Origin of the sequence: Polaromonas sp. UBA4122, assembly GCA_002381615.1 — a bacterium.
Lineage (GTDB): Bacteria > Pseudomonadota > Gammaproteobacteria > Burkholderiales > Burkholderiaceae_C > Polaromonas.
The window spans coordinates 1-24,168 of the sequence record DFWY01000102.1 but is presented as its reverse complement, the minus strand read 5'-3'; the positions used below and the strand labels follow the sequence as shown (position 1 = coordinate 24,168).

The following is a 24,168-nucleotide window of genomic DNA, read 5'->3' as shown; positions in this document are numbered from 1 at the left end:
TCAACCCAACCCAAGGCCTCCGCAGACTGCGGACGCTGCAATAGCCCGTCACAGGAAAGACCATGCTTCCCACCACCGAAGTCGCCGCGCTTGACCGTCTGGCATCTCTCAAAAAATCAGAAAGAATGCCAGTAATCTTTCTCGGTCATGGCAGTCCCATGAACGCCATTGGTGACAACGAATACCGGCGCAGCTGGCAGGCCCTGGGCGCCGAATTTGGCTCGAAACTCCCCCGGCCGCAGCTCATTTTGTGCATTTCAGCCCACTGGCTCACGGAAGGCTGGTGGCTCACCGGCATGGACCAGCCTAAAACCATCCATGACTTTGGCGGTTTCCCGCAGGAACTGTTTGACCAGCAGTATCCCGCGCCAGGAGATCCGGCGGCTGCGCAGATAATCAGCCAGTTGGTCAGGCAGAGGGCTTCGGCGCCGCTGGGGCTGGACAGGGGCGGGTGGGGCTTGGACCACGGCGCCTGGTCGGTGCTCAAGCCCATGTTTCCCAAGGCGGATATCCCGGTGATCCAGCTCAGCATGGACTATGGCCGCGCGCCCGAAGAGCACTACGCCCTGGCGAAACAAATCAAGGCCTTGCGCGACCGGGGTGTGCTGATCGTGGCCAGCGGCAACATCGTGCATAACCTGCGCCAGATGCAGCGTGGTGCGACGGGTAGCCAGGCTTACGATTGGGCGCTGGAGTTTGACCAGACCATTGGCGGCTACCTGCAGCAGGGCAACCTGGACGCCTTGCAAAATTTTCAGAAATTGGGGCAGGTGGCCAAAATGGCACATCCTACCCATGACCACTATTTACCCCTGCTGTATGCGGCTGGCGCCGTCGATGTCCGGGAGCCCATGCGGTTTTTCAACACCAGTTTTCAGGGCGGTTCTATTTCAATGCGCTCGGTCGTCTGGGGTTGAGAAAAATGCTATTAAAAAAGTAGCTGGTTACGCCCGTCTTTATTGGGCTAGAGGCTGATTTTATGCAAAAAGCCGCTCGAAAGCGGCTTTTTCAGGAGCTGCGTATCTTGGCTGACCTTACATGACCTTGGCAATCGATGCGCAGACGTGATCGATGTTTTTGCTGTTGAGCGCAGCCACGCACATGCGGCCCGTGTCGGTGCCATACACGCCAAACTCATTGCGCAGTCGCACCATCTGGTCTTTTGTGAGGCCGGAGTAGCTGAACATGCCGATCTGGGTGGTGATGAAGCTCATGTCTTCTTTCACGCCCGCTGCCTTGAGGCCATCCACGAGCTTTTGGCGCATCGCCTTGATGCGTACGCGCATCTCGCCCAGCTCTTTTTCCCACAGTGCGCGTAGCGTGGGCGTCCCGAGCACCAGGGCGACGACGGCACCGCCATGCGTGGGCGGGTTGCTGTAGTTGGTACGGATCACGATCTTGAGCTGGCTCAGCACGCGCTCGGCTTCTTCCTTGGTGGTACATAGCACGCTCAGGGCACCGACGCGCTCACCGTACAGGCTGAAGCTCTTGGAGAAAGAGGTTGCCACCAAAAAGTTGAGGTCGGCAGCCACAAACTTGCCAATGACGGCGCGGTCTTCGGTGATGCCGTGGCCAAAGCCTTGGTAAGCCATGTCCAGGAAGGGAACCAGATTGTTGGCTTTGACCACTGCAATCACCTCATCCCACTGCGCAGGGGCGATGTCGTAGCCGGTCGGGTTGTGGCAGCAGGCATGCAGCACCACGATAGTGCCGGCTGCAGCGGCATTGAACGCCGCCAGCATGCCCGCGAAGTTGATGCCCCGGCTGGCCGCGTCGTAATACGCGTAGTTTTCAACGGTGAAGCCTGCGTTGGTGAACAGTGCGCGGTGATTTTCCCAGCTCGGGTCACTGATCAGCAGTTTGGCTCCGGGATTCAGGCGTTTGAGGAAATCGGCACCCACTTTCAGGCCGCCGGTGCCGCCAATGCCTTGTACGGTAGCGATACGGCCCGATTTGACGGGCTCGCTGTCGGCACCAAACACCAGGCCCTTGACGGCGGCATCGTAGGCGGCAATGCCATCAATCGGCAGGTAGGCGCGCGCTTTTGGGGATTCCATCATCTGTTTTTCAGCAGCCTGCACGCATTCCAGCAGGGGTAGTTTGCCGTTGTCGTCGTAATACACGCCTACGCCCAGGTTGACTTTGGCGGGATTGGGGTCGGCATTGAACTGCTCGATCAGACCCAAAATCGGGTCACGCGGGGCCATTTCGACAGCGGTAAACAAAGACATGGAATATCCTCAGAAAGTAAAAAATTAGCTTGAAGCAGGCGGGTTACGCCAGCCTTTTTGCCGGGAGTGACGTGCTTGATGGGGCGATTGTGGGATTGCAATTTCCATTTTCGCCCGTATGTCGTATTGTGTTTGGTTGCCCTGAATTTTAGCGGGGCTTGATCGAGGTTTTATGCTAGATGTTATAGAAGGTATTGCCGAGTTGGAGATTTCGCCCGGCGTCGGCCAGTTCATTCGTTTCCCGGACTCGCCGTTTGAGCTGTTTCAGCCCTACTTGCCGGCCGGCGACCAGCCGCAGGCCATCGAGAAGCTGGTGGAGGGCGTCAACGACGGCGAAATGTTCCAGACACTGCTGGGGGTGACCGGTTCCGGCAAGACCTACACGATGGCCAATGTCATCGCGCGCCTGGGGCGCCCCGCCATCGTGTTCGCGCCCAACAAAACGCTGGCGGCGCAGCTTTACAGCGAGTTCCGTGAGTTTTTCCCCAAGAATGCGGTTGAGTACTTCGTCAGCTATTACGACTACTACCAGCCAGAAGCCTATGTGCCACAGCGCGATCTTTTCATTGAGAAAGATTCCGCCATCAACGAGCACATTGAGCAGATGCGCCTTTCGGCCACCAAGAGCGTGCTGGAACGCCGCGATACCATCATCGTCGCGACCGTCAGCGCGATCTACGGTATTGGTGCGCCAGAGGATTACACACAGATGCGTTTCATTGCGCGTATTGCCGACAAAATAGGGCAGCGTGACATCATTGCGCGCCTGATTCGCATGCAGTACAACCGCAACGATCAGGACTTCGCACGGGGCACTTTCAGGGTGCGCGGCGATGTGATCGACATTTTCCCGGCCGAGCACTCCGAGTTGGCCCTCCGCATCGAGCTGTTTGACGACGAGATCGAATCCCTGCAACTGTTTGACCCACTCACGGGGCGCATCCGGCAGAAAATCCCGCGCTTTGTGGTTTATCCCAAAAGCCACTACGTGACGCCGCGAGACAAGGTCATGACGGCCATTGAAACGATCAAGCTCGAGCTGTCCGAGCGGGTGGGCCAGTTTGTAGCCAGCGGCAAGCTGGTCGAAGCCCAGCGTATCGAGCAGCGTACCCGGTTTGACCTTGAAATGCTCAGCGAGATCGGGCACTGCAAGGGCATTGAAAACTACACCCGCCACCTGAGCGGCGCGCCTCCGGGCTCACCGCCATCAACCCTTTGTGACTACCTGCCCAAAGATTCGCTGATGTTTCTTGACGAGAGCCACGTAATGATTGGCCAGCTTAACGCCATGTACAACGGTGACCGGGCGCGCAAAACCACCCTGGTGGAATATGGTTTTCGCCTGCCCAGTGCGCTGGACAACCGGCCGCTCAAGTTCGAAGAGTTTGAATCCAAGATGCGGCAGGCCATCTTTGTATCTGCTACACCAGCCGCCTACGAGCAGGAACATGCAGGGCAGGTGGTGGAGCAGGTGGTCAGGCCCACAGGACTGGTGGACCCGGAGGTGGAAGTGCGGCCGGCCGCTACCCAAGTGGATGATGTGCTGCAGGAAATCCGCATCAGGGTCGAGAAGAACGAACGGGTGCTGATCACCACGCTGACCAAGCGCATGGCCGAGCAGCTCACGGATTACCTGAGCGAAAACGGCGTGAAGGTGCGCTACTTGCACAGCGACGTGGACACGGTCGAGCGCGTGGAGATTCTTCGTGACTTGAGGCTGGGTGCATTTGACGTGCTGGTGGGAATTAACCTGCTGCGCGAAGGACTGGATATTCCTGAGGTCTCGCTGGTGGCCATCCTGGACGCTGATAAGGAAGGCTTTTTAAGGTCAGAGCGCAGCCTGATCCAGACCATTGGCCGGGCTGCCCGAAACTTGAACGGCCGTGCCATTCTCTATGCTGACCGCATCACGGACTCCATGAAAAGAGCCATGGGCGAAACTGAGCGCCGTCGCGACAAGCAGATCGCGTTCAACCTTGAGCATGGCATCACGCCGCGCAGCATCGTTAAGCGCATCAAGGACCTGATCGACGGCGTGTACAGCGAGAAATCCGGCAAGGAAGCCGAAAAACTCGAAATGCAAAAGGCGCTGGTGGAAGACATGAGCGAGAAAGACATTGCCCGTGAGATCAAGCGGCTTGAAAAGCAGATGGTTGAGCACGCGAAGAACCTCGAGTTCGAAAAAGCTGCCAAGGTGCGGGATCAATTGCATGTTCTGAAAGAGCAGGCGTTCGGCGCTCCGGGCTCTGACAATGTCATGCTGATTTCCGCCGCTGGCTCGACCCGGATCTAGGGTTTTTGCCACTTCCTTCGCCAACTCTCTTGCACCAATCTGGCGCAAGAGAGTTGGCCTATCCGGGTTAGTCCCATGTTTTGGCCGCCGCTCTCGGCAAAACTCTAGCTTGTGTTATACTTGACAAAATTAGTCAACAACAATCCAACAACAAGAAAAGCCTCCGCGATAACCGGTTGACTGACCCGGGCAACTGGAGGAAAAGTTCCCTGAGGGCCGCAAGCTTTCAGGGTCAAAAAGACAGTCAAGCCAATTTTAAGGAGCTTGTCATGCGTCTCACGACCAAAGGCCGCTTTGCGGTCACTGCAATGATTGATTTGGGACTGCGCCAGAATAATGGCCCGGTCACGCTGGCTGCGATCAGCCAGCGCCAGCAGATTTCCCTGTCTTACCTTGAACAGCTGTTCGGCAAGCTGCGCCGCCATCAACTGGTGGAGTCCACCCGTGGCCCTGGCGGTGGTTACACGCTGGGCCGTAAAGCCTCCGAGATTACGGTGGCGGACATCATCGTGTCTGTAGATGAGCCGATTGACGCAACCCAGTGCGGTGGCAAGGAAAACTGCACGGGTGAAGGCAGCCGCTGCATGACGCATGAGTTGTGGGCCTCGCTGAACAGCCGCATGGTGGAATTTCTGGATTCCGTGACTTTGCAAAAACTGGTGGAAGACCAGCTGGCCAAAGGCGTGGTGATCGAGAACACCCCACAAGTGAAAAAAGCCATTTTCACCGCGCCCGTCGTCAAGCCCATTCGCGTGAATGCGCCGAATTCCGTATTTGCCCTGGGTAATGCATTTTCCAAGTCTTGATGGGGCTGATACCTGAATATCGCCTGGTTTGGATCGGATTGCATTGATGTCATTATTTTGAGCTGCCAGCCAGCCTGTGAATTAAAGAGCTAGCCAAATGGATACCCCACATTTCCCCATTTACATGGACTACAGTGCCACGAACCCCTGCGATCCGCGGGTGGTGGACGCCATGATTCCCTGGTTGCGTGAGCATTTTGGCAACCCCGCTTCCCGCAGTCATGCCTGGGGTTGGGAAGCCGAAGCTGCAGTTGAAAAAGCGCGCGAGCAGATTGCCGACCTGATTGGCGCCGATCCGCGCGAGATCGTCTGGACCAGCGGTGCGACCGAGTCCAACAACTTGGCGCTCAAGGGCGCCGCCCATTTCTACAAGACCAAGGGCAAGCACATCATCACGGTCAAGACCGAGCACAAGGCGGTGCTCGACACCTGCCGTGAGCTGGAGCGCCAAGGGTTTGAAGTGACCTACCTGGACGTGCAGACTGACGGTCTGCTCAATCTGGATGCGCTAAAGGCAGCCATTCGGCCCGACACCATCTTGGTAAGCGTCATGTTCGTCAACAACGAAATCGGCGTGATCCAGGATATTCCCGCCATCGGCGCTTTGTGCCGTGAGAAGGGCATTATTTTCCATGTGGACGCAGCGCAAGCAACGGGCAGGGTGGACATCGATCTGGCGACATTGCCGGTTGACCTGATGAGCCTGACCTCGCACAAGACCTACGGCCCCAAAGGCATTGGTGCGCTGTACGTGCGCCGCAAACCGCGCGTGCGCTTAGAGGCGCAAATGCATGGCGGCGGCCATGAGCGCGGCATGCGCTCTGGCACCTTGCCGACACACCAGTGCGTGGGCATGGGCGAGGCCTACCGCATTGCCAAGGCCGAAATGCACGAAGAGAACAAGCGCATCCGTGTCCTGCACGAGCGCATGCTGGGCGGCCTCAAGGATGTTGAGGAAGTGTTCCTCAATGGACATGCGGAACAACGCGTGCCGCATAACCTGAACATGAGCTTCAACTTCGTTGAAGGCGAGTCGCTGATCATGGGCATCAAGGGTCTGGCTGTGTCGAGCGGTTCAGCCTGTACCTCGGCCAGCCTGGAGCCCAGCTATGTGCTGCGCGCCTTGGGTCGCAGCGACGAACTGGCGCACAGCAGTCTGCGCATGACGATTGGCCGCTGGACCACCGAAGAAGAGATCGACTACGCAGTCGCGACGATCAAGGAAAACGTGGCCAAGCTGCGTGAACTGTCTCCCTTGTGGGAAATGTTCAAGGATGGTGTTGACCTGTCCACCATCCAGTGGGCGGCGCATTAAACAAACAGGCGTCCAGGTGGCTTGCTATGAGTCATTTGCCTGGAAATCGGAACTCAGGAGTAAATCATGGCATACAGCGAAAAAGTGGTAGACCACTATGAAAATCCCCGTAACGTAGGCTCTTTTGAAAAGGGCGACGAAACGGTAGGCACCGGCATGGTCGGTGCGCCGGCTTGCGGCGACGTGATGAAGCTGCAGATCAAGGTCAACCCGAGCACAGGCATTATTGAAGACGCGCGCTTTAAAACCTACGGCTGCGGCTCGGCGATTGCTTCCAGCTCGCTCGTGACCGAGTGGGTCAAGGGTAAAACCCTGGACGAAGCGGCCAGTATTAAAAATAGCGACATTGCTGAAGAGCTGGCGCTGCCGCCTGTCAAAATTCACTGCTCCATTTTGGCGGAAGATGCCATCAAGGCCGCCGTGAACGACTATAAGCAAAAGCACACGCACTGATTGACTTGTTTGATTGTTTAGTTTTCGAGTGATTTAAATGTCCGTTACGCTCACCGATGCCGCTGCCCGCCATGTGACCCGCTACATCACCAAGCGCGGCAAGGGTGTGGGCGTGCGTTTGGGCGTCAAGACCACTGGGTGCTCGGGCCTTGCTTACAAGCTTGAATATGCCGACGAGATTGCACCCGAAGACGTGGTGTTCGAAGACAATGGTGTCAAGGTGCTGGTAGACCCTAAAAGCATGGCCTACATTGACGGCACGAAACTCGACTTTGTACGCGACGGTTTGAACGAAGGCTTCAAGTTCATCAATCCCAATGAGCGTGATCGCTGTGGGTGCGGCGAGTCTTTTCGTGTGTAAAGCGACTGCGCAGCCGTCATACGTCGTTGCCTGGTGCTCGAATTCCTCACGTACCTGAGTAGGTTCCGGTTTCTGCGCTCGGTGCGCGTGGCTGACGACTGCTCGCTACGCTTTCCATCACGAAACCCGTTTCCATAAGTGGCATCACTCCAATCCAACGACTTCGAACTCTTTGACGTGCCGATGAAGTTTGCACAGGACCGCGCTGTGCTTGACGCACGCTGGAAAGAGTTGCAACGTGAAGTGCACCCCGACAAGTTTGCGGCCCAGGGTGCAGCCGCCCAGCGTATCGCCATGCAATGGTCGGTGCGCATCAATGAGGCCTACCAGCGGCTCAAAGACCCCATGAAGCGGGCCAGCTATTTATGCGAGCTGCACGGCGCGCCCATCCATGCTGAAAACAACACGGCTATGCCGACCGATTTCCTGATGCAGCAAATGCAGTGGCGCGAAGCACTGGACGAGGCAAAAACCGTTCAGGATATGGAAGAAATAGCCTTGCAGTCCAATACTGTAGGGCACGAGCTGCTATCAAAAATAGAGCATATGCTCGACATGGGCAGAGACTTTGCGGCGGCGGCCCAGCAGGTCAGAAGCCTTATGTTTATTGAGCGTTTTGCCAGTGAGGTGGATGCCCGCATCGACCAGCTGGGACAATAAAGCATTACTAGAAATACGATAAAAAAAGCGATATGGCACTTCTGCAAATTTCTGAACCCGGTCAGACACCAGACCCGCACCAGCGACGCATCGCAGTCGGCATTGATCTGGGCACGACGCATTCACTGGTGGCCAGTGTGCGCAATGGCGTGTCCGAATGCCTGCCTGACGAGCAGGGGCGCGTGATATTGCCAAGCGTGGTGCGCTACCTGGACGCTGAACGGCGCCAGATAGGCTTCGAAGCGCTGGCGGCCCAGGTAGAAGACCCGCGCAATACCATCTCATCAGTCAAGCGCCTGATGGGACGGGGCATTCACGACATTGGCAATCACGCGCAGTTGCCCTACCAGCTCAATGGCAAGCCCGGCATGGTTACGCTGCAGACCATCGCCGGCGAAAAAAGTCCGGTCGAGATCAGCGCTGAAATTCTGGCCACGCTGCGCTATCGGGCCGAAGATAGCTTCAATGATGATATTTACGGCGCCGTGATCACGGTGCCCGCGTATTTCGACGACGCCCAGCGCCAGGCGACGAAAGATGCAGCACGACTGGCCGGCCTGAATGTGCTGCGTCTCATCAATGAGCCTACCGCAGCTGCCATCGCCTACGGCTTGGACAATGCCAGCGAAGGCGTTTATGCCGTCTACGATCTGGGCGGGGGTACTTTTGATATTTCCATCCTGCGCCTGACACAAGGCGTGTTTGAAGTTGTCTCTACCGGTGGTGATTCCGCGCTCGGTGGTGACGACTATGACCGTGCGCTGGTGGAGTGGGTGCTGGCCAAAGCTGGTCTGTCGACAGATACCCTGACACCCTCGGACAAGGCGGCCCTGCAACAGGCGGCGCGTGCCTGCAAAGAAGCGCTTTCGGTTGCAGATTCTGTACCGTTTTCTGTACGACTGGCCAAGGCGTCGGTCAATTTTGAGATGAAAGCGGCGGATTTTGAGGCCGCGACCGCCCATCTCACCCAGCGTACCCTGTTGGCTGTGCGCAAGGCTTTGCGCGACGCCAAGCTGGCCAAAGACGCCATTGATGGGGTCGTGCTGGTGGGCGGCTCCACACGCATGCCGCAGGTGCGTAAAGCGGTCACCAGCTTTTTCGGATGTGAGCCTTTGACCAATCTGAATCCTGACGAGGTGGTTGCATTGGGCGCGGCCATTTCTGCGAACCAACTGGTGGGCAATAACACCGGTGCAGATTTGCTGCTGCTCGACGTGATTCCGCTCTCGCTGGGCATTGAGACCATGGGGGGGCTGGTTGAACGCATCGTGCCGCGCAACCAGACCATACCGACGGCCATGGCGCAGGACTTCACCACCTACCAGGACGGCCAGACTGCGTTGGCCCTGCATGTGGTGCAGGGCGAGCGGGATCTTGTAGCCGATTGCCGAAGCCTTGCCCGCTTCGAGTTGCGCGGCATCCCTCCAATGGCCGCGGGTGCTGCGCGCATCCGTGTAACCTTTACCGTGGATGCCGATGGTCTGCTCAGCGTCAATGCCAAGGAGCAGGGCAGCGGGGTCGAAGCGCGTATCGACGTGAAGCCTTCTTACGGCCTGTCGGACGATGAGATTGCCCGCATGCTGCAAGACAGCTTTTCCACAGCCCAGCAAGACATGAAGGCGCGCGCACTGGCCGAAGCTCAGGTGGATGCAGACCGCATGATTTTGGCAACGCAGAGCGCATTGGCGACTGATGCAGACCTGTTAAGCCCTAACGAACGGGCGCAGATTGACAAGCTGATGGTCGGCGTCACCGATGCGCGTGCGCATGGCGATGCGGCGACCGTTGAAGCGGCCACCCGGCTGCTTGCCAAAGGCACCGAGGCTTTCGCCGCGCAACGCATGAACCGCGGCATCCAGAAAGCACTGGCCGGAAAAAACATCGAGGCGGTCTGAACAAAGTCCTCACCAGGCCCCAACAAAGTCAGATTGACACCATGCCCATCATCAAAATACTGCCCCATCCAGAATACTGCCCCCAAGGCGCTGAAATCACGGCGCCTGCTGGCACGTCCATCTGTGAGGCCTTGCTCGACCACAAGATCAACATTGAGCACGCCTGCGACATGAGCTGCGCCTGCACGACCTGCCATGTGATCGTGCGGGAAGGTTTCAACTCGCTGAACGCGCTCGATGAAAGCGAAGAAGACCTGCTGGACCGCGCCTGGGGCCTGGAGCCCAACTCCCGCCTGAGCTGTCAGGCCTTTCTGGCGCAAACCGACGTGACGGTTGAGATACCCAAATACTCGATCAACCACGCCAAGGAAAACCACTGACGCGAGTTGCTACTATTGTTCTGCTCTCAATGCCGGAAATCGGAAGGAGCCAGGGCAGTGGTGTCTTTGCAGAGGATACAAGCTTAAGCATGGAATACAGCATTACCACCGCACGGCGAGCGTCAGTATTTTGCTATTGAAAATGTAGCTAGAGACGCTTTTCCCATTGGAATCTGACAGCGCTTTAGTGCTACAAAATGGGTGTCCCTGCGGACAGGGCTTACGCAGAGGCAGGCCGCTTGGCTTAGATGGCCTGTAATTTGGTATTCCGGTCCATCAAGTGCGCCGCAAGCAGCCACACGGTGGGGGCCAGCACCAGCAGCACAGAAGCCCACTGAGCGTAAATCCCCTCCGCAAATGGCGTGGCTGCATCGTGCCAAAATGTATTGTCTATGCCCGGTATCAAGGCGATTTCGGTGAACTCAAAAAAGGCCCTGAAGACCAGCAGAACAGCAAAGGCGAGCATGAAAACGGCCGTGACGCTGAAAAAGCGCGACAGATCCACCGTGCGTCCAAACCTGACCCATGCCCAAGCCACCGCGCCTGCAAGTGCGACGCCGGTCACGCCTCCCATCGTCATATGGCGCAACTCTGAGTTACCGGCGAGTGCTGCCAACATAGCGGCTGTTTCTATTCCTTCACGGCCCACCATGAAGCAGATAAAGCCAAATACGGCCCACCACGCTTTGGTGCCGTCTAGCAGAGATGCCTTGCCCAAGCCCCCCGAAATCTCGGCACCCATGTGCTTACCCATCTTGCGCATGTGTCCCACGCACCACACCACGGTGGCCGCTGCGATCAATGCAAGAATACCTTCCCACAAAGGCGACATAGAACCAATCTGTGCCAATAAAACACCCAGCAAAACTGAACCGGCAACAGAGACGCCCAAACCACTGCGTACTGCAGCGATTAGCGCTTCGCGCCCAGTTTTGCGCAGGTACAGAGTGGCGACGGCCACCATGAGGAAAGCCTCCAAGCCTTCGCGGAAAGTTACGAGCAGTGTTTCGAACATGGTTTACCTTTGAATGTGATGGTGGTTTTGCGGTAGCTGGTATTCGATAATTAGCACTCTAATTCTAAATGATAACCGTTCTTGTTCTCAATGTCTAACTTCGTGATGCTATGACTTGGGCAAGATGGTGTAAATTCGCAAAATCGGCTGGGTCTTCAGAATGCGCACCTTTTTGGAGATCTGGATGAGTTGACCGTAGCGTTATCCTGACTCGCTCGCCAGTTGGGTGAAGTGCCGCGCTATAGTTGGACCATGCGCCAAATTTTTCTAGACACTGAAACCACGGGTCTCTCCGCTGAAAACGGCGACCGCATCATTGAAATCGGCTGTGTGGAGCTGGTTGGCCGAAAGCTCACGGGCCATAACAAGCACTTCTACCTGAACCCCGAGCGCGACAGCCATGAGGATGCCCTCAAAGTTCACGGCATCAGCAATGAGTTTTTGAAAGACAAACCCAGATTTTCCGCCGTGGTGGTAGAGCTACTGGACTACCTGCAGGGCGCCGAGATCATCATCCACAACGCGCCCTTTGATGTGAGCTTTCTGGACAAGGAGCTGGAGCTCATTGGCAGGGCGCCCATTAGGCACTGCGTGGGTAAGGTCACCGACAGTTTGATGATGGCCAAAGAGATGTTCCCGGGCAAGCGCAACTCGCTGAACGCCCTGTGCGATCGGCTGGACGTCGATAATTCTGGCCGGACCTTGCACGGGGCTTTGCTGGATGCCGAGTTGCTGGCTGACGTGTACATCAACCTCACACGTGGGCAAAACTCGCTGATGATGGATGTCGGCAGTAGTGCGCAGGACGGTGACAGTGCACCGCTGATCAACCTGAGCACGTTTGAGCTGCCCCTGTTGGCGGCTAATGACCAGGAAATCGCCGATCACGAGAAATTGCTGGCCGATCTTGACAAAGTAAGCAAGGGAAAAACTGTTTGGCGCATGATGTCAGGAATATAGACCGGGACTCTGGGACTCTGAATGAAGTGGCGCCCTGAAACAGCATATAATTAAAAATTGACCAACAGGGCGGTTAGCTCAGGGGTAGAGCACTGCATTCACACTGCAGGGGTCGGAGGTTCGAAGCCTCCACCGCCCACCAAAATGTCAATATAAATCAAGGACTTACGGGAAATCGCAAGTCCTTTTTTCTTGGCGGTACGGAAAAAGTACGGAAAAGACTTTTCTCGGTGGTACCAAAAAGGTACCACCGAGGATCACCCCTCGCGCGCGGGGATGTGCATTTGCTGGGGCTCAATTTGATCCCTAGCAACCGGATTCATTCGAACAATAGTGTAGTGTCGGTCCTCGACGAGGAAGATCACGTTGTGGTCGAGAAACGTTTATCCAATGATCTTGCAAAGATCATTGGGCTTATCAAACCCTGGCAAGAAGAGTTGGCAGGAATCTTAGTTGAGTCCACATTCAACTGGTACTGGCTGGTTGATGGGCTTAAAGAGGCGGGCTTCACAGTGCATTTGGCCAACACCACTGCGATCAAGAAATACGAGGGTCTCAAACACAGCGGCGACGAAGCCGATGCCCGCTACCTTGCCCATTTGCTGCGACTGGGGATTTTGCCAACAGGAACCATCCTGGCGCCGGAACACCGCGCCGTACGCGATCTGGCGCGAAAGCGCATGCAACTGGTACGCAGTCGCACCTCTCACATCCTGGCGGTCGAGAACATTACGGTTCGTCAATATGGAGCACGCATTACCAGCAATCAAGTCAAACAGTTGACATCAGAGATGGTCGATGAGATGCCGTTTCCCAATGATGTGGGCTTGGCGGTGAAAGCCAACGTGGCGGTCATCGAGACTCTTTCTGCGCAGATAGATTTGCTGGAAAAACGGCTGCTCTTGGACATGAAGGAGCGCCCAAACTACGCACTGCTAACCAGCGCACCGGGCATAGGGAAGGTGCGGTTGGCAACTGTGAACGGATTGGAAGGATAGATTGAAAACAGGCGGCTTGCGCCGCCATGAATTTGTATGCTCGCTTGACACTGGCCGGCTAATGGGTGTCGCATTAGTCAGTGGCGAAAACACCTATGCCGAGGCGCTGTTTCGCACGGCCAACTACCGTCCGGAGTTCCCAGTCAAGGACTTCATCATCCTCATTGAGTCACACGCCTGTGCGAACAGCTTCGTGCATTGGTACAACTTTGACCATCGACACGGTGGTAGCCGTTACGTGAGCCCGGCGCAGCGGCATGCTGGAAAGGACCACACGATCCCGGCAGCTGGTCATGCGAGATACGTCAAGGCCCATGACCGATACCCGCGGTACGCTGGTCGCACACACGAGGAACTAGACGTCCATTGTTGTCGTGACACTCAACCCCGAGCGTGATTCAGTGGTCGCGATGCAGGCGGGCGTTGGGCATATTCAGCTAATGGCTGCAAGAATGAGGCGACAGCTATCTTCAAGTGTTACTGCCGACATTGTGATTCCAGATCGCCTTTTCATATCCGCAACGGACTCGGATCTAATTACGACGTGAATGGTCAAGTAGTCACATTGATCGAGCTCCGACTTGGCTGGCTGACGCCGTCCACTGCGGCGATTCTGCGATCGAGGCTCGTACTTTCATTGAGTTAGATCAACGCTCTGTGCCAATGCGGTGATATATTGAGCAAATGAGGCGCTCGCTTCAGGTTTCTTCGTTTGTAGCAGTAGCAGATCGTCACCGCAAAGGGGACGGTCATTCCCAATCCATTGGACGTGTCGCCATGAACTGCTTCGTAGTGACCGGAGTTTCGAGGTCAACGGCATGAAGTACAAGGACTACTACGCCGCTCTAGGTGTGCCGCGCGATGCTGACCTTGAGCAGAGCCTGTCGAAAACTTGCGCGCCAATACCATCCCGACGTTTCCAAGGCCGCCGATGCCAATGTCCGATTCAAGGAGGCGGCTAAGACCTATGCAACTCTCAAGCACTCTGAAAAACGTGCCGATTATGACGAGTTGGGACGCCAGCCGGCCGGTGAGGAGGTCTCACCCCCCAATGGCGCAATGACCACGAATCGGGTCAAGAGGCGTTCGAGGATATGGACTTGGCAGACCTAATGGCCGCGTTGGGCCGCAGACCGGGTGGTGCGCGGCAAGGCACAGTGCCGGCCAATGGCCGTGACTATGAAGACACGGTTCACATCAGTCTCATCGACGCGCACCGCGGCACCACGCTTAGCCTGAACCTGGCGGATCACGAGGATGGGCGCACCTTGGAAATCAAAATTCTTCCAGGTGTCAGAGAAGGCCAGAAGATCAAACTGCGCGGCAAGGGAGGGAAGGGCCGCCATGGTAGGGACGATGGCGACATCTATCTGTACATTGCGCTGAACCCAAATTCACTATTTCGCGCCTATCACCATGACCTGTATTTCGACCTCGCGCTGGCACCCTGGGAGGCAGCACTGGGAACAGAGCTAGAAGTTCCAACCTTAGATGGGAAAGCGCTGCTCACAGTGCTCTCGGGCAGGCGCACTGGCCGGCCAACTGTGACCAGTGCGCGGGGCCTTAAACAAGGAGAATCTCTATGACAAACCTCCAAGTTGAACGGGACTGGCTAGACGCTGGCGAATCCTTGAATTTAACTGAGCTATCAAGGGTTTGCGAAATGAGCACGGCGGAATTGAATGAATTGGTGGAGTACGGTGCGCTGTCACCATTGGACTCAAGTCAGCAAGAGCGCCTATTCGCAGCGAAATGCATCCCACCGCTTCGCACAGCGGGCAGGTTGCATTTTGACTTTGACCCAGACCTCTTTACTGTCGTGATTCCCATGGAATATATGCACCGTATTGAGACCTTGGAGTGCCAAGTGCAGTCACTTCAGGCCAAGCACCCATAGGGGATACCGTGCCATGTCGCAGGATGCAGAAATTCTTCATTGCAATGAGCCCTGGCTGGGTGAGAATGATGTCTGGCTGCTGGCGGAAGGCCGACACCTGCGTCCATGGGAAAAGCTGGGTGCGCATCCCTGCACTCGGGGGGGGATTACAGGCACTGCTTTTGCCGTGTGGGCGCCAAACGCTCAACAAATGTCCGTGGTTGGGGACTTTAATCACTGGGACGCGCAACAGCATGTGATGCAGCGTCATGCCGAGTGCGGCGCGTGGGAGATTTTTGTGCCAGGCGTGGCTGAGGGCGCACTTTACAAGTTTGCCGTGCTGGGAGCTGATGGCCGGCACGTTCTCAAGACGGACCCTTATGCTCTGCGTATCGAGCGCGGGTCAGGCCATGCCTGCGTGGTGATGACGTTACCCGATCCGGTGCTGCTACCGCCCGGACAGCGGGCACGCGCCAACGCCTTGAATGGCCCCATGGCCATTTATGAAGTGCATGTGGGCTCGTGGCGTCGCCCCAACGGCCAATGGCCGGACTGGGACACTCTGGCCCGAACTTTGGTGCCTTATGTCGTGGATATGGGGTTCACCCATATCGAACTCATGCCGGTCAATGAGCATCCGTTTTATGGCTCGTGGGGCTACCAGCCCACTGGCTTGTATGCGCCGACGGCCCGCTATGGAACGCCAGAAGCTTTTCGGGACTTTGTCGCGGCAGCACACGATGCCGGGTTGCAAGTGCTGCTGGACTGGGTACCTGCCCACTTCCCCGCCGATGCCCATGCACTGGCCCGCTTCGATGGCACGGCGCAGTTTGAACATGCTGACCCGCGGGAGGGTTTCCATCGCGACTGGAACACGCTGATTTATAACTACAGCCGCCACGAAGTTCGTAACTTTCTGGTGGGTAATGCGCTGTTTTGGGTTGAACGTTATGGCATTGACGGTTTGCGTGTCGATGCGGTGGCGTCCATGCTGTACCGCGACTACAGTCGCCCCGCAGGTGAATGGATTCCCAACCGTGATGGGGGTCGCGAGAACTATGAGGCGATGGATTTCCTGCGTGAAGTGAATCGCGTGCTCGGGTTGGAGGCGCCCGGCGCGATCACGGTGGCAGAAGAGTCCACCGCATTTCCCGGCGTGACGGCGCCGCCATGGACTGGCGGGCTGGGGTTTCATTACAAGTGGAATCTGGGTTGGATGCACGACACCCTGGCGTATTTTTCGATGGATCCGGTCCATCGGACATATCACCATGACCGCATCAGCTTTGCCATGATGTATGCTTACAGTGAGCATTTTGTGCTGGCGCTGTCACACGATGAAGTGGTGCATGGCAAAGGTTCGCTGTACGGCAAGATGTGGGGTGACCCATGGCAAAAGAGGGCGAATCTGCGCGCTTTGTACGCACTGATGTACGCCCATCCTGGCCGAAAGCTGCTTTTCATGGGCAGTGAATTGGCCCAGCTCCGCGAATGGAACCACGATACCGAACTCGACTGGCGCCTGCTGGACAACCCGGATCATATGGGTGTGCAGCGATTGGTTCGCGATCTCAATCACCTATATCGTAGCCGCCCCGCGCTGCATGCACGCGACGATGAGCCCGGGGGATTCGGCTGGATGGACGTGCAAGACCGGGCACACTCGGTGTTCAGCTTTGTGCGTTACGGCCATACGAGTGCACAGCAGATCGTGGTGGTGTGCAACATGACGCCCATCGTGCGGCATGGCTACCGCTTGGGCGTGCCGCAGGGCGGCGTCTGGAAGGAAGTGTTGAACACCGATTCGGCCTGCTATGGGGGCAGTGGCGTTGGGAATGACTGCGGTGCGGTGTCCGAGCCAATATCTTGGCAGGGTCATGCGGCCTCTGTCGTGTTGCGCCTGCCGCCTTTGGGCGTGCTGTGGCTGGAACCGGATGCAGGTTCATGAATCCTGCAGGTGCGCCAACGCCAGTGCTGTTGTGCGAGCCGGGGCAGGCTTGGCCCATGGGGGCAAACTGCATGACTTTGCAGGGACAGGACGGCGTGAATTTCGCCGTTTATTCGCGCCACGCCGAGCGCCTGGAAGTTTGTCTGTATGACGCGCAGGGCATGCTGGAGACCGACCGCGTTTCTTTGCCGCTATGCACCAATGGTGTCTGGCACGGCTTCATCGCCGGTCTGGGTGATGGGCAGCTCTATGGGCTGCGCGCGCATGGTCCCTTTCAGCCAGCGGTCGGACACCGTTTCAACCCTGCCAAATTGCTACTTGACCCTTTTGCGCGCGCCATTGTGGGTGACACGCAGCGTTTGTCGCTGGAGCTGGACTACCTGGGGCACCCTGCTGACTATGCAACGGTGTTGGATGCCCTGCCGGATCCAGTCGACAACGCGGCTCGCATTCCCAAAGCGCAAGTGCTGAACCTGAAGGCGGAGTTGCAGGCGGGTGCCGCCATCGCACCCGGCCCGCAAGTGCCGCTGACGCACACGGTGCTGTATGAGGCGCACGTCAAGGGACTGACGCAACGCCACCCCGACGTGCCTCTCGCTCTGCGCGGGCGCTATGCCGGCCTAGCCAGCGCACCCATGCTGGCGCACTATCAGCGTCTGGGCATCACAACGCTGTGCCTGTTGCCGGTGTATCTGCACATCACCGAGGCCCACTTGCTCAAAAAAGGGCTGCGCAACTACTGGGGCTACAACACGCTGGGCTACTTCATCCCTGAGCCCAGCTACGCCAGCGGCCAATTTTCTGATGACCGCACTGAATTCCGGCACATGGTTGACCAGCTTCACCAGCACGGACTGGAGGTGGTGCTGGACGTGGTGTACAACCACAGCGCGGAGAGTGACACCTTCGGGCCCACCTTAAGCTGGCGCGGCCTGGACAACGCCAACTGGTATGCGCTTGACCAGGCGGGCCAATACCTCAATTTCAGTGGCTGTGGCAACAGCTTCAATCTGGGGCAGCCTTGTGCCGTGCAGCTGGTGATGGACAGCCTGCGTTGGTGGGTGCAAGCCTTCGGTGTGGATGGTTTCCGCTTCGACCTGGCCACCGTTTTGGGGCGCGACCCGGTCCTTCATCACAATTTTCACCCCATGTCCGGTTTGCTTGCGGCCATCGAGCAGGATCCGGTACTGGCCAATGTCAAGTGCATTGCCGAGCCGTGGGATGTCGGGCCGGACGGCTACAAACTCGGGCAGTTTCCCGTTGGTTGGCATGAATGGAACGACCGTTTTCGCGATACCAGCCGGGCCTTCTGGTTGGGGTTTGACTGCGCGCGCGGCGACTTTGGGCGGCGACTCACCGGATCAAGCGACCTGTTTGACCATGGCGGCCGCAACCCCTTGTCCAGCATTAACCTGATCACGGCCCACGATGGGATGACGCTGGCCGATTTAACGTCCTATAACCACAAGCACAACTGGCCCAACGGTGAAGACAACCGCGATGGGCATGACAACGACCTCAGTGCCAATGCGGGTGTGGAAGGTCCCACGCAGCAAGAAGCGGCGCAAGCGGTGCGCGGGCAATGGCGGCGTGCCTTGTTGGCGACGCTGTTCTGTTCCCAGGGTATTCCTCAGCTGTTGGCGGGCGATGAATTCGGGCATTCCCAGGGGGGCAACAACAATGCCTATTGCCAGGACAACGAGACGACCTGGCTGGACTGGCCGGGCGCTGACCCCGGACTGACCGATTTTGTGGTGGGCCTGATTCACCTGCGCCATGCCCATGTGGCGCTGCGCTATGCGCGCTGGTTCACGGGCAGTGCGCTCACCGGGCCTGCTGCATTTGGCATTGCCCCTGAAATTGAAGGCCTGGGTGTGGACATTACATGGCGCAATCCGGACGGGTCCACTTTGACCGCCACTGACTGGGAAGACCCGCAGTCCCGTAGTTTCGCCTGCCTGATTGAGGTTGCCGACGAAGGCATGGTGCCGACAGAGCGGTGGTTACTGATGTTTCATGCGTCCGGTCAATCGCTGTCTTTTGCGCTGCCGCCGGGGCGCTGGCTGCACGTGCTGGACAGTGCAGCGGCCCTGGTGTTGCCGCAAGCGCAATGGGGGTCGGCCAAAGCATGCGTTGACGACATCACGCTGTCACCCCGTTCGATCTTTGGACTGGTCCAGACACTGGGCGCGCCAGTCTTTCCCACTGCGCCGCAAAGCCCATGAACCTGGTACACGCTTCGATTTTTTCGCAGCGTACCAGTGGCGTGCTGTTGCATATCACCTCGCTTCCGGGCGCATACGGTTCGGGTGACTTGGGGGCCGAGGCCTACCATTTCGTGGACTGGCTGGTGTCGGCTGGGCAGCGGTTGTGGCAGATCTTGCCGCTCTCCCCGGTGGGGCCGGGTAACTCGCCTTATCACAGCCCTTCGACTTTCGCTGGCAACCCTCTGCTGGTGGATATGGATGAACTGGTGCGTTGCGGCTGGCTGTCACCCCGGCCCGATAACGAGTTTGAGCCCGGGCGCTGCGACTTTGAGCGCGTGGCGCCTTACCGCATGGGACGGTTGCGTGAAGCGTGGCAGGGTTTTTTGCATACAGTGCAGCCATCCGACTGGACAGAGTTCGAGAATTTTCGTGCGCAGCAGGCGCACTGGCTGGAGGGCTATGCCCTTTTCATGGCGCTGGAGGCACGGCATGGCAAGCCCTGGACGCAGTGGCCCGCGGCGCTTGCGCAATGCGCGCCCGTGGCGCTGGCTGAAGTGGCGGGACAAATGGCGGACGACCTGGGGTTTCTCAGTTTCATCCAGTGGCGCTTCAGCTTGCAGTGGCATCGTTTACGGGAATATGCCCGTGTACGCGGCGTCGTTATTATTGGAGATGCTCCTATTTTTGTAGCGCATCACAGTGCCGACGTATGGATCAATACGGACCTGTACCGTCTCGATGCGCAGGGTGAGCCCACCGTGGTGGCTGGCGTGCCGCCCGACTATTTCAGTGATACGGGCCAGCGCTGGGGTAATCCTTTGTACCGCTGGGACGTGATGGCAGATGACGGATTTGCCTGGTGGAAAGCCCGGCTGACGCACCTGCTGGCGCTGGTGGACGTGGTGCGGCTGGATCATTTTCGCGGTTTCGAGTCCTATTGGGAGATCCCCGCCAGCGAGCCCACGGCAGCCGCTGGTCACTGGCGTGATGGGCCAGGAAAAGCATTGTTTGATGCACTCACCACAGGCCATGACCTAAGCGGAAAGACCGGACCCTTGCCCATCATTGCGGAAGACTTGGGGCAAATCACTCCGGCCGTAAGCGCTTTGCGTCAGGAATGTGGCTTCCCTGGTATGCGCGTGATGCAGTTTGCTTTTGGCGACACGTCGGCCAACCCCTATCTGCCGCACAATTTCGAAACGCAAACCGTGGCCTACACAGGTACACATGACAACGACACATCACTGGGATGGCGGCAGACGGCCAGCGCCACGGAACGCCACGCCGCCCGCTGTTATCTTGGACCTCAAGCCGACGTCGAAATTCATTGGGCCATGATGCAATCCCTCTCGCAATCGGTAGCCAACACAGTGATCTTTCCGTTGCAGGATGTGTTGGGTCTGGATGGCACGCACCGCATGAACACGCCCGGCGTGGCGCACGGGTGCTGGGAATGGCGCTTTGACTGGCGTCAAGTGGGGGAGGAGCCGGCCCGACGTCTGGTAAATCTCACCCGTGCACACGGCCGCAACCTGACGGTGCTGACTTAAGTAACTGAACCCTTTCGCTTGCGAGGAGTCTCATGAAAAACGCTGATCAACACCAACCGGTTCGTCAAACGATTGCCCTCATCCTGGCAGGTGGCCGTGGTTCAAGGCTGCACGCCCTGACCGAACATTGCGCCAAACCTGCTGTGTTCTTTGGCAGTAAATTTCGGATCATAGATTTTGTGTTGTCAAACTGTCTGAATTCGGGCGTGCACCGCATTGGCGTGTTGACGCAATACAAGTCGCACAGTTTGTTGCGTCATCTGCAACATGGCTGGTCATTTTTGCGCAACGAATTCAACGAGTTCATTGATCTGCTGCCGGCGCAACAACGCGTCGACGAAGAGTTCTGGTACCGGGGAACCGCCGACGCGGTCTATCAGAATCTGGACATCCTGCGCAGTCATCACCAAAATACATCCTGATTTTGGCCGGGGACCATGTTTACAAAATGGACTACGCCAGTCTGATCGAAGACCATGTCGCACAGGGTGGTCAATGTACGGTGGCGTGTATTGAGGTTCCCTTGGCGATAGCCTCTGCATGCGGGGTCATGACGGTCGACTCCGCGCGCCGCATCACCCGGTTTGAAGAGAAGCCCATCCAACCCCAGGCCAGTCTGGTTCGGCCGGGACTGGCGCTGGCCAGCATGGGTGTGTATGTATTCAACGCCGAGTATCTTTTTGCTGCGCTGGAGGCCGACATCAAAGATCCGTTATCCAGCCACGATTTTGGCAAGGACTTGATCCCGTCCATGGTGTTACGTGGCGAGGCCATCGCCCATCCGTTTGACCTGTCGTGTGTCAAAACCAGCCCCGAGGCACCCTCCTACTGGCGCGATGTGGGTACGGTAGATGCCTACTGGGCGACCAATATCGATTTGACCGCGACCATTCCTGAGCTCGATTTGTACGATCGGGAGTGGCCGATCTGGACCTGCCAGGACACCTTGCCGTCGGCAAAGTTTGTCTTTGATGATGACGGGCGGCGCGGCATGGCGGTGGATTCCCTGGTGGCTTGCGGCTGCATTGTTTCGGGCTCTGAGGTGCGGCGCTCGGTATTGTTCACCGGGGTTCACGTCCATTCTTTCAGCAGCGTTGAAGAGGCCATCATCCTGCCCGGCGCGGACATCGGGCGACATTGTCGTTTGCGCAAGGTGGTGATTGACGAGGGCTGCCGGATCCCCGATGGCATGACGATCGGATTTGACGCCGGGGCGGATGCGCGGCGCTTCTACCGCAGTCCGCACGGTGTTGTGCTGGTGACGAGTGCCATGGTGAAGGCGTTGGGGGAGAGGCGGGAATGAAAGTTTTGTACGTTTGCGCTGAGCTTTTCCCGTTTCTCAAGACCGGTGGTCTGGCCGACGTCAGTGCCGGCCTGCCCCCGGCGCTGCAGGCCTTGGGATGTGAGGTGCGCTTGCTAATGCCCGCCTTTCCCGCCATCGCCAGTGCAGTCAATTCGACGCGGCCAGTAGCCTTGTTGCCTGACGGACCCCTGCCATGGGGCAAAGCTCCCGTCCTGCCGACAGCGAAGGTGGCCTTGGCAACCCTGCCAGGTCTGAAAATGCCGCTTTACCTGCTACAGGCCCCCGCCTTATATGAGCGCCCTGGAAGTCCATACCTCGGTCCGAATGGCAAAGATTGGGGCGACAATGCGCGGCGCTTTGCCGCACTGGGATGGGCTGCAGCTACGCTGGGCCAGGGACTTGACCCGGACTGGGTGCCTGATGTCATTCACTGCCATGACTGGCATACCGGCCTAGCCCCCGCTTATGTCCGCGCCTTCGCTGATGCGGGCGGCGCCACGCCCTCGACCGTATTCACCATTCACAATATGGCCTATCAGGGCCTGTTTCCAAGGGCCGTGTTCGCTCAACTTGGGCTGCCTGCGGCCTACTTTGATGTCGGCGGTCTTGAGTTTTTTGGTCAGGTTTCGTTCATGAAGGCGGCTATTCGCTACGCCGACCGGGTTACCACGGTCAGTCCGACTTATGCCCGGGAAATACTTGATCCCTCGCAGGGCTGCGGGCTTGATGGCCTGTTGCGTGAGCGCGCTCATTTGCTGTCAGGGGTTCTCAATGGGGTGGACTACCAAGTTTGGAGTCCAGCCACGGATGGTTTTCTGCCCACACCTTACGATATAGACGCGCTGGCGAAGAAGTCAAGCGCCAAACGCACACTTCAGTTGAGCTTCGGACTGGAACCGCGTCCGCATGCCTTGGTGTTTGGTGTCGTGAGCCGTCTGACTGAACAAAAGGGACTGCATTTGTTGCCCCAGGTAATCGTTGATCTGGTTCAGGCTGGCGGGCAATTAGCCCTGCTCGGCCAGGGGGATGCCACGCTGGAGCAGGCGTTTGTCGATGCGGCCATCCGACACCCCGGACAGGTCGGCGTGCGGATCGGCTACGACGAAGTCACCGCCCATGCCGTTATCGCTGGCGCCGATGTGATTCTGGTGCCATCGGCGTTTGAGCCTTGTGGCCTGACCCAGCTTTACGGCTTGCGCTACGGCACCCTGCCGCTGGTTCGCCGAGTCGGTGGTCTGGCCGACACCGTGGTCGATTGCACGCTGGAGAATCTGGACGACGGCACAGCCACCGGTTTTGTGTTTAACGATTTGAGCGCAAAGGGGTTGCTCAGCGCCTTGCGCCGGGCTTTTGCCTTGTCCCGGCGCCCTGATGAATGGACGGCGGCCCAAAGACGAGGGATGGGGCTGCGATTTGACTGGCTTACTGCGGCGCAGCACTACCTCGCCATTTACCAGTCCCTCAAACCGGGTGCAAAATCAAGAGCACGCGTACTTTCCAGGAGGAATTAGCCATGTCCCCAGCCATTGTTTTGAATATGACAAGCCTGTCGACAGCGCTGACGCGTTACGCCGGTCCATCTCGAACCGGCTGATTTACGCGGTCGGCAAAGACCTGCGCTCGGCGATCCAGCGCGATTGGGTGTTTGTGGTTTTTTATGCGGTGCGGGACCGCAGGTTCTGTCGCTACAAGGGCTTCCCCACAAAAGTCAAACAAATTCCCACCGGGGTTGAATCGCGAAGCGATTGACTCCGGACGGTTGCTGCCGACCTCATATTGACCATCTAAAGCTGATTGTGCCGATTCAAAATGAACAGCGTTACCACTCGAAAAAGGTTCTGTCGCGTTGACGGTCAAGCCGCCCGCTGGTCTATGCTGAGTGCTTTGACAGAGAAAGTTTGAAACGCGATGCTGGCT

At 57.7% G+C, this 24,168-nt stretch carries 20 protein-coding genes, 1 tRNA gene and 2 pseudogenes; 20 read left to right on the top strand and 3 right to left on the bottom strand.

Translation table 11 applies throughout. The features are described 5' to 3' along the window. Positions 1-62 precede the first annotated feature (62 nt). A complete protein-coding gene (gene ygiD, locus B3F77_RS13705; protein WP_293605485.1) occupies positions 63-917 on the top strand; it encodes a 4,5-DOPA dioxygenase extradiol in 855 nt (284 codons plus the stop codon). 117 nt (positions 918-1,034) lie between these two features. Here ygiD and B3F77_RS13700 read toward each other — a convergent pair whose 3' ends face one another. Further along, positions 1,035-2,231 (bottom strand): amino acid aminotransferase, encoded by a 1,197-nt coding sequence (locus B3F77_RS13700; protein ID WP_293605484.1) that lies wholly within the window; start codon positions 2,229-2,231, stop codon positions 1,035-1,037. A 172-nt stretch (positions 2,232-2,403) separates the two neighbouring features. Here B3F77_RS13700 and uvrB point away from each other — a divergent pair, with 172 nt between their 5' ends. From uvrB to fdx, 8 genes are all read left to right on the top strand, one after another. Next, positions 2,404-4,524 carry an excinuclease ABC subunit UvrB gene (gene uvrB, locus B3F77_RS13695; protein WP_293605483.1) on the top strand — a complete coding sequence of 707 codons (2,121 nt, stop codon included), beginning with the start codon at positions 2,404-2,406 and terminating at the stop codon, positions 4,522-4,524. A 269-nt stretch (positions 4,525-4,793) separates the two neighbouring features. Beyond that, entirely contained in the window at positions 4,794-5,330 is a 537-nt protein-coding gene (iscR, locus tag B3F77_RS13690) for a Fe-S cluster assembly transcriptional regulator IscR (RefSeq protein WP_293605552.1), read from the top strand. A 97-nt stretch (positions 5,331-5,427) separates the two neighbouring features. Then, positions 5,428-6,645, top strand: coding sequence for an IscS subfamily cysteine desulfurase (locus B3F77_RS13685; RefSeq protein ID WP_293605482.1), 1,218 nt, complete (start codon positions 5,428-5,430; stop codon positions 6,643-6,645). Between the two features lie 66 nt (positions 6,646-6,711). Then, positions 6,712-7,098: a Fe-S cluster assembly scaffold IscU gene (iscU, locus tag B3F77_RS13680; RefSeq protein ID WP_293605481.1), complete on the top strand. Its 387-nt coding sequence runs from the start codon at positions 6,712-6,714 to the stop codon at positions 7,096-7,098. Positions 7,099-7,135: 37 nt separating this feature from the next. Next, positions 7,136-7,459, top strand: a complete 324-nt coding sequence (gene iscA / locus B3F77_RS13675; protein WP_293605480.1) for an iron-sulfur cluster assembly protein IscA — start codon at positions 7,136-7,138, stop codon at positions 7,457-7,459. A 183-nt stretch (positions 7,460-7,642) separates the two neighbouring features. Beyond that, on the top strand, positions 7,643-8,119 hold the full coding sequence (hscB, locus tag B3F77_RS13670) for a Fe-S protein assembly co-chaperone HscB (RefSeq protein WP_414703015.1): 477 nt from the start codon (positions 7,643-7,645) through the stop codon (positions 8,117-8,119). A gap of 32 nt (positions 8,120-8,151) precedes the next feature. Next, positions 8,152-10,014 (top strand): Fe-S protein assembly chaperone HscA, encoded by a 1,863-nt coding sequence (gene hscA, locus B3F77_RS13665; protein ID WP_293605478.1) that lies wholly within the window; start codon positions 8,152-8,154, stop codon positions 10,012-10,014. 41 nt (positions 10,015-10,055) lie between these two features. Further along, positions 10,056-10,394 (top strand): ISC system 2Fe-2S type ferredoxin, encoded by a 339-nt coding sequence (fdx, locus tag B3F77_RS13660; protein ID WP_293605477.1) that lies wholly within the window; start codon positions 10,056-10,058, stop codon positions 10,392-10,394. A 244-nt stretch (positions 10,395-10,638) separates the two neighbouring features. On the opposite strand, the gene B3F77_RS13655 is transcribed toward fdx, so the two are convergent. After that, positions 10,639-11,409, bottom strand: coding sequence for an FTR1 family iron permease (locus B3F77_RS13655; RefSeq protein WP_293605476.1), 771 nt, complete (start codon positions 11,407-11,409; stop codon positions 10,639-10,641). Between the two features lie 252 nt (positions 11,410-11,661). Between B3F77_RS13655 and dnaQ the strand changes: the two genes are divergently transcribed. The 11 genes and pseudogenes from dnaQ (at position 11,662) to glgA (ending at position 23,762) form a co-directional block, all read left to right on the top strand. Further along, positions 11,662-12,369, top strand: a complete 708-nt coding sequence (gene dnaQ / locus B3F77_RS13650; RefSeq protein WP_293605475.1) for a DNA polymerase III subunit epsilon — start codon at positions 11,662-11,664, stop codon at positions 12,367-12,369. A gap of 67 nt (positions 12,370-12,436) precedes the next feature. After that, positions 12,437-12,511: transfer RNA gene (locus tag B3F77_RS13645), tRNA-Val, on the top strand. 88 nt (positions 12,512-12,599) lie between these two features. Further along, positions 12,600-13,367, top strand: a complete 768-nt coding sequence (locus B3F77_RS13640; protein ID WP_422662095.1) for an IS110 family transposase — start codon at positions 12,600-12,602, stop codon at positions 13,365-13,367. 861 nt (positions 13,368-14,228) lie between these two features. Then, positions 14,229-14,480 carry a DnaJ domain-containing protein gene (locus B3F77_RS13635; RefSeq protein ID WP_293605473.1) on the top strand — a complete coding sequence of 84 codons (252 nt, stop codon included), beginning with the start codon at positions 14,229-14,231 and terminating at the stop codon, positions 14,478-14,480. Next, on the top strand, positions 14,462-14,953 hold the full coding sequence (locus tag B3F77_RS13630; protein ID WP_293605472.1) for a DnaJ C-terminal domain-containing protein: 492 nt from the start codon (positions 14,462-14,464) through the stop codon (positions 14,951-14,953). Before B3F77_RS13635 ends, B3F77_RS13630 begins: the two co-directional genes overlap by 19 nt. Then, complete coding sequence (locus B3F77_RS13625) at positions 14,950-15,264, top strand: chaperone modulator CbpM (protein WP_293605471.1); 315 nt, start codon at positions 14,950-14,952, stop codon at positions 15,262-15,264. Before B3F77_RS13630 ends, B3F77_RS13625 begins: the two co-directional genes overlap by 4 nt. A gap of 55 nt (positions 15,265-15,319) precedes the next feature. Then, positions 15,320-17,191 (top strand): annotated as a pseudogene (gene glgB, locus B3F77_RS13620) (1,4-alpha-glucan branching protein GlgB); the annotation flags it as partial. Further along, positions 17,188-19,416, top strand: a complete 2,229-nt coding sequence (gene glgX / locus B3F77_RS13615) for a glycogen debranching protein GlgX (RefSeq protein WP_293605470.1) — start codon at positions 17,188-17,190, stop codon at positions 19,414-19,416. The pseudogene glgB and the gene glgX, both read left to right, overlap by 4 nt. Beyond that, positions 19,413-20,948, top strand: a complete 1,536-nt coding sequence (malQ, locus tag B3F77_RS13610) for a 4-alpha-glucanotransferase (RefSeq protein WP_293605469.1) — start codon at positions 19,413-19,415, stop codon at positions 20,946-20,948. Before glgX ends, malQ begins: the two co-directional genes overlap by 4 nt. A gap of 32 nt (positions 20,949-20,980) precedes the next feature. Further along, positions 20,981-22,251: pseudogene (gene glgC, locus B3F77_RS13605) on the top strand (glucose-1-phosphate adenylyltransferase). After that, positions 22,248-23,762, top strand: coding sequence for a glycogen synthase GlgA (gene glgA, locus B3F77_RS13600; protein WP_293605468.1), 1,515 nt, complete (start codon positions 22,248-22,250; stop codon positions 23,760-23,762). The pseudogene glgC and the gene glgA overlap by 4 nt, the downstream one beginning before the upstream one ends. Positions 23,763-23,817: 55 nt before the next feature. On the opposite strand, the gene B3F77_RS13595 is transcribed toward glgA, so the two are convergent. Further along, positions 23,818-24,168, bottom strand: a 351-nt coding sequence (locus tag B3F77_RS13595; protein WP_293605467.1) for a hypothetical protein, incomplete at its 5' end; no start/stop codon positions are given.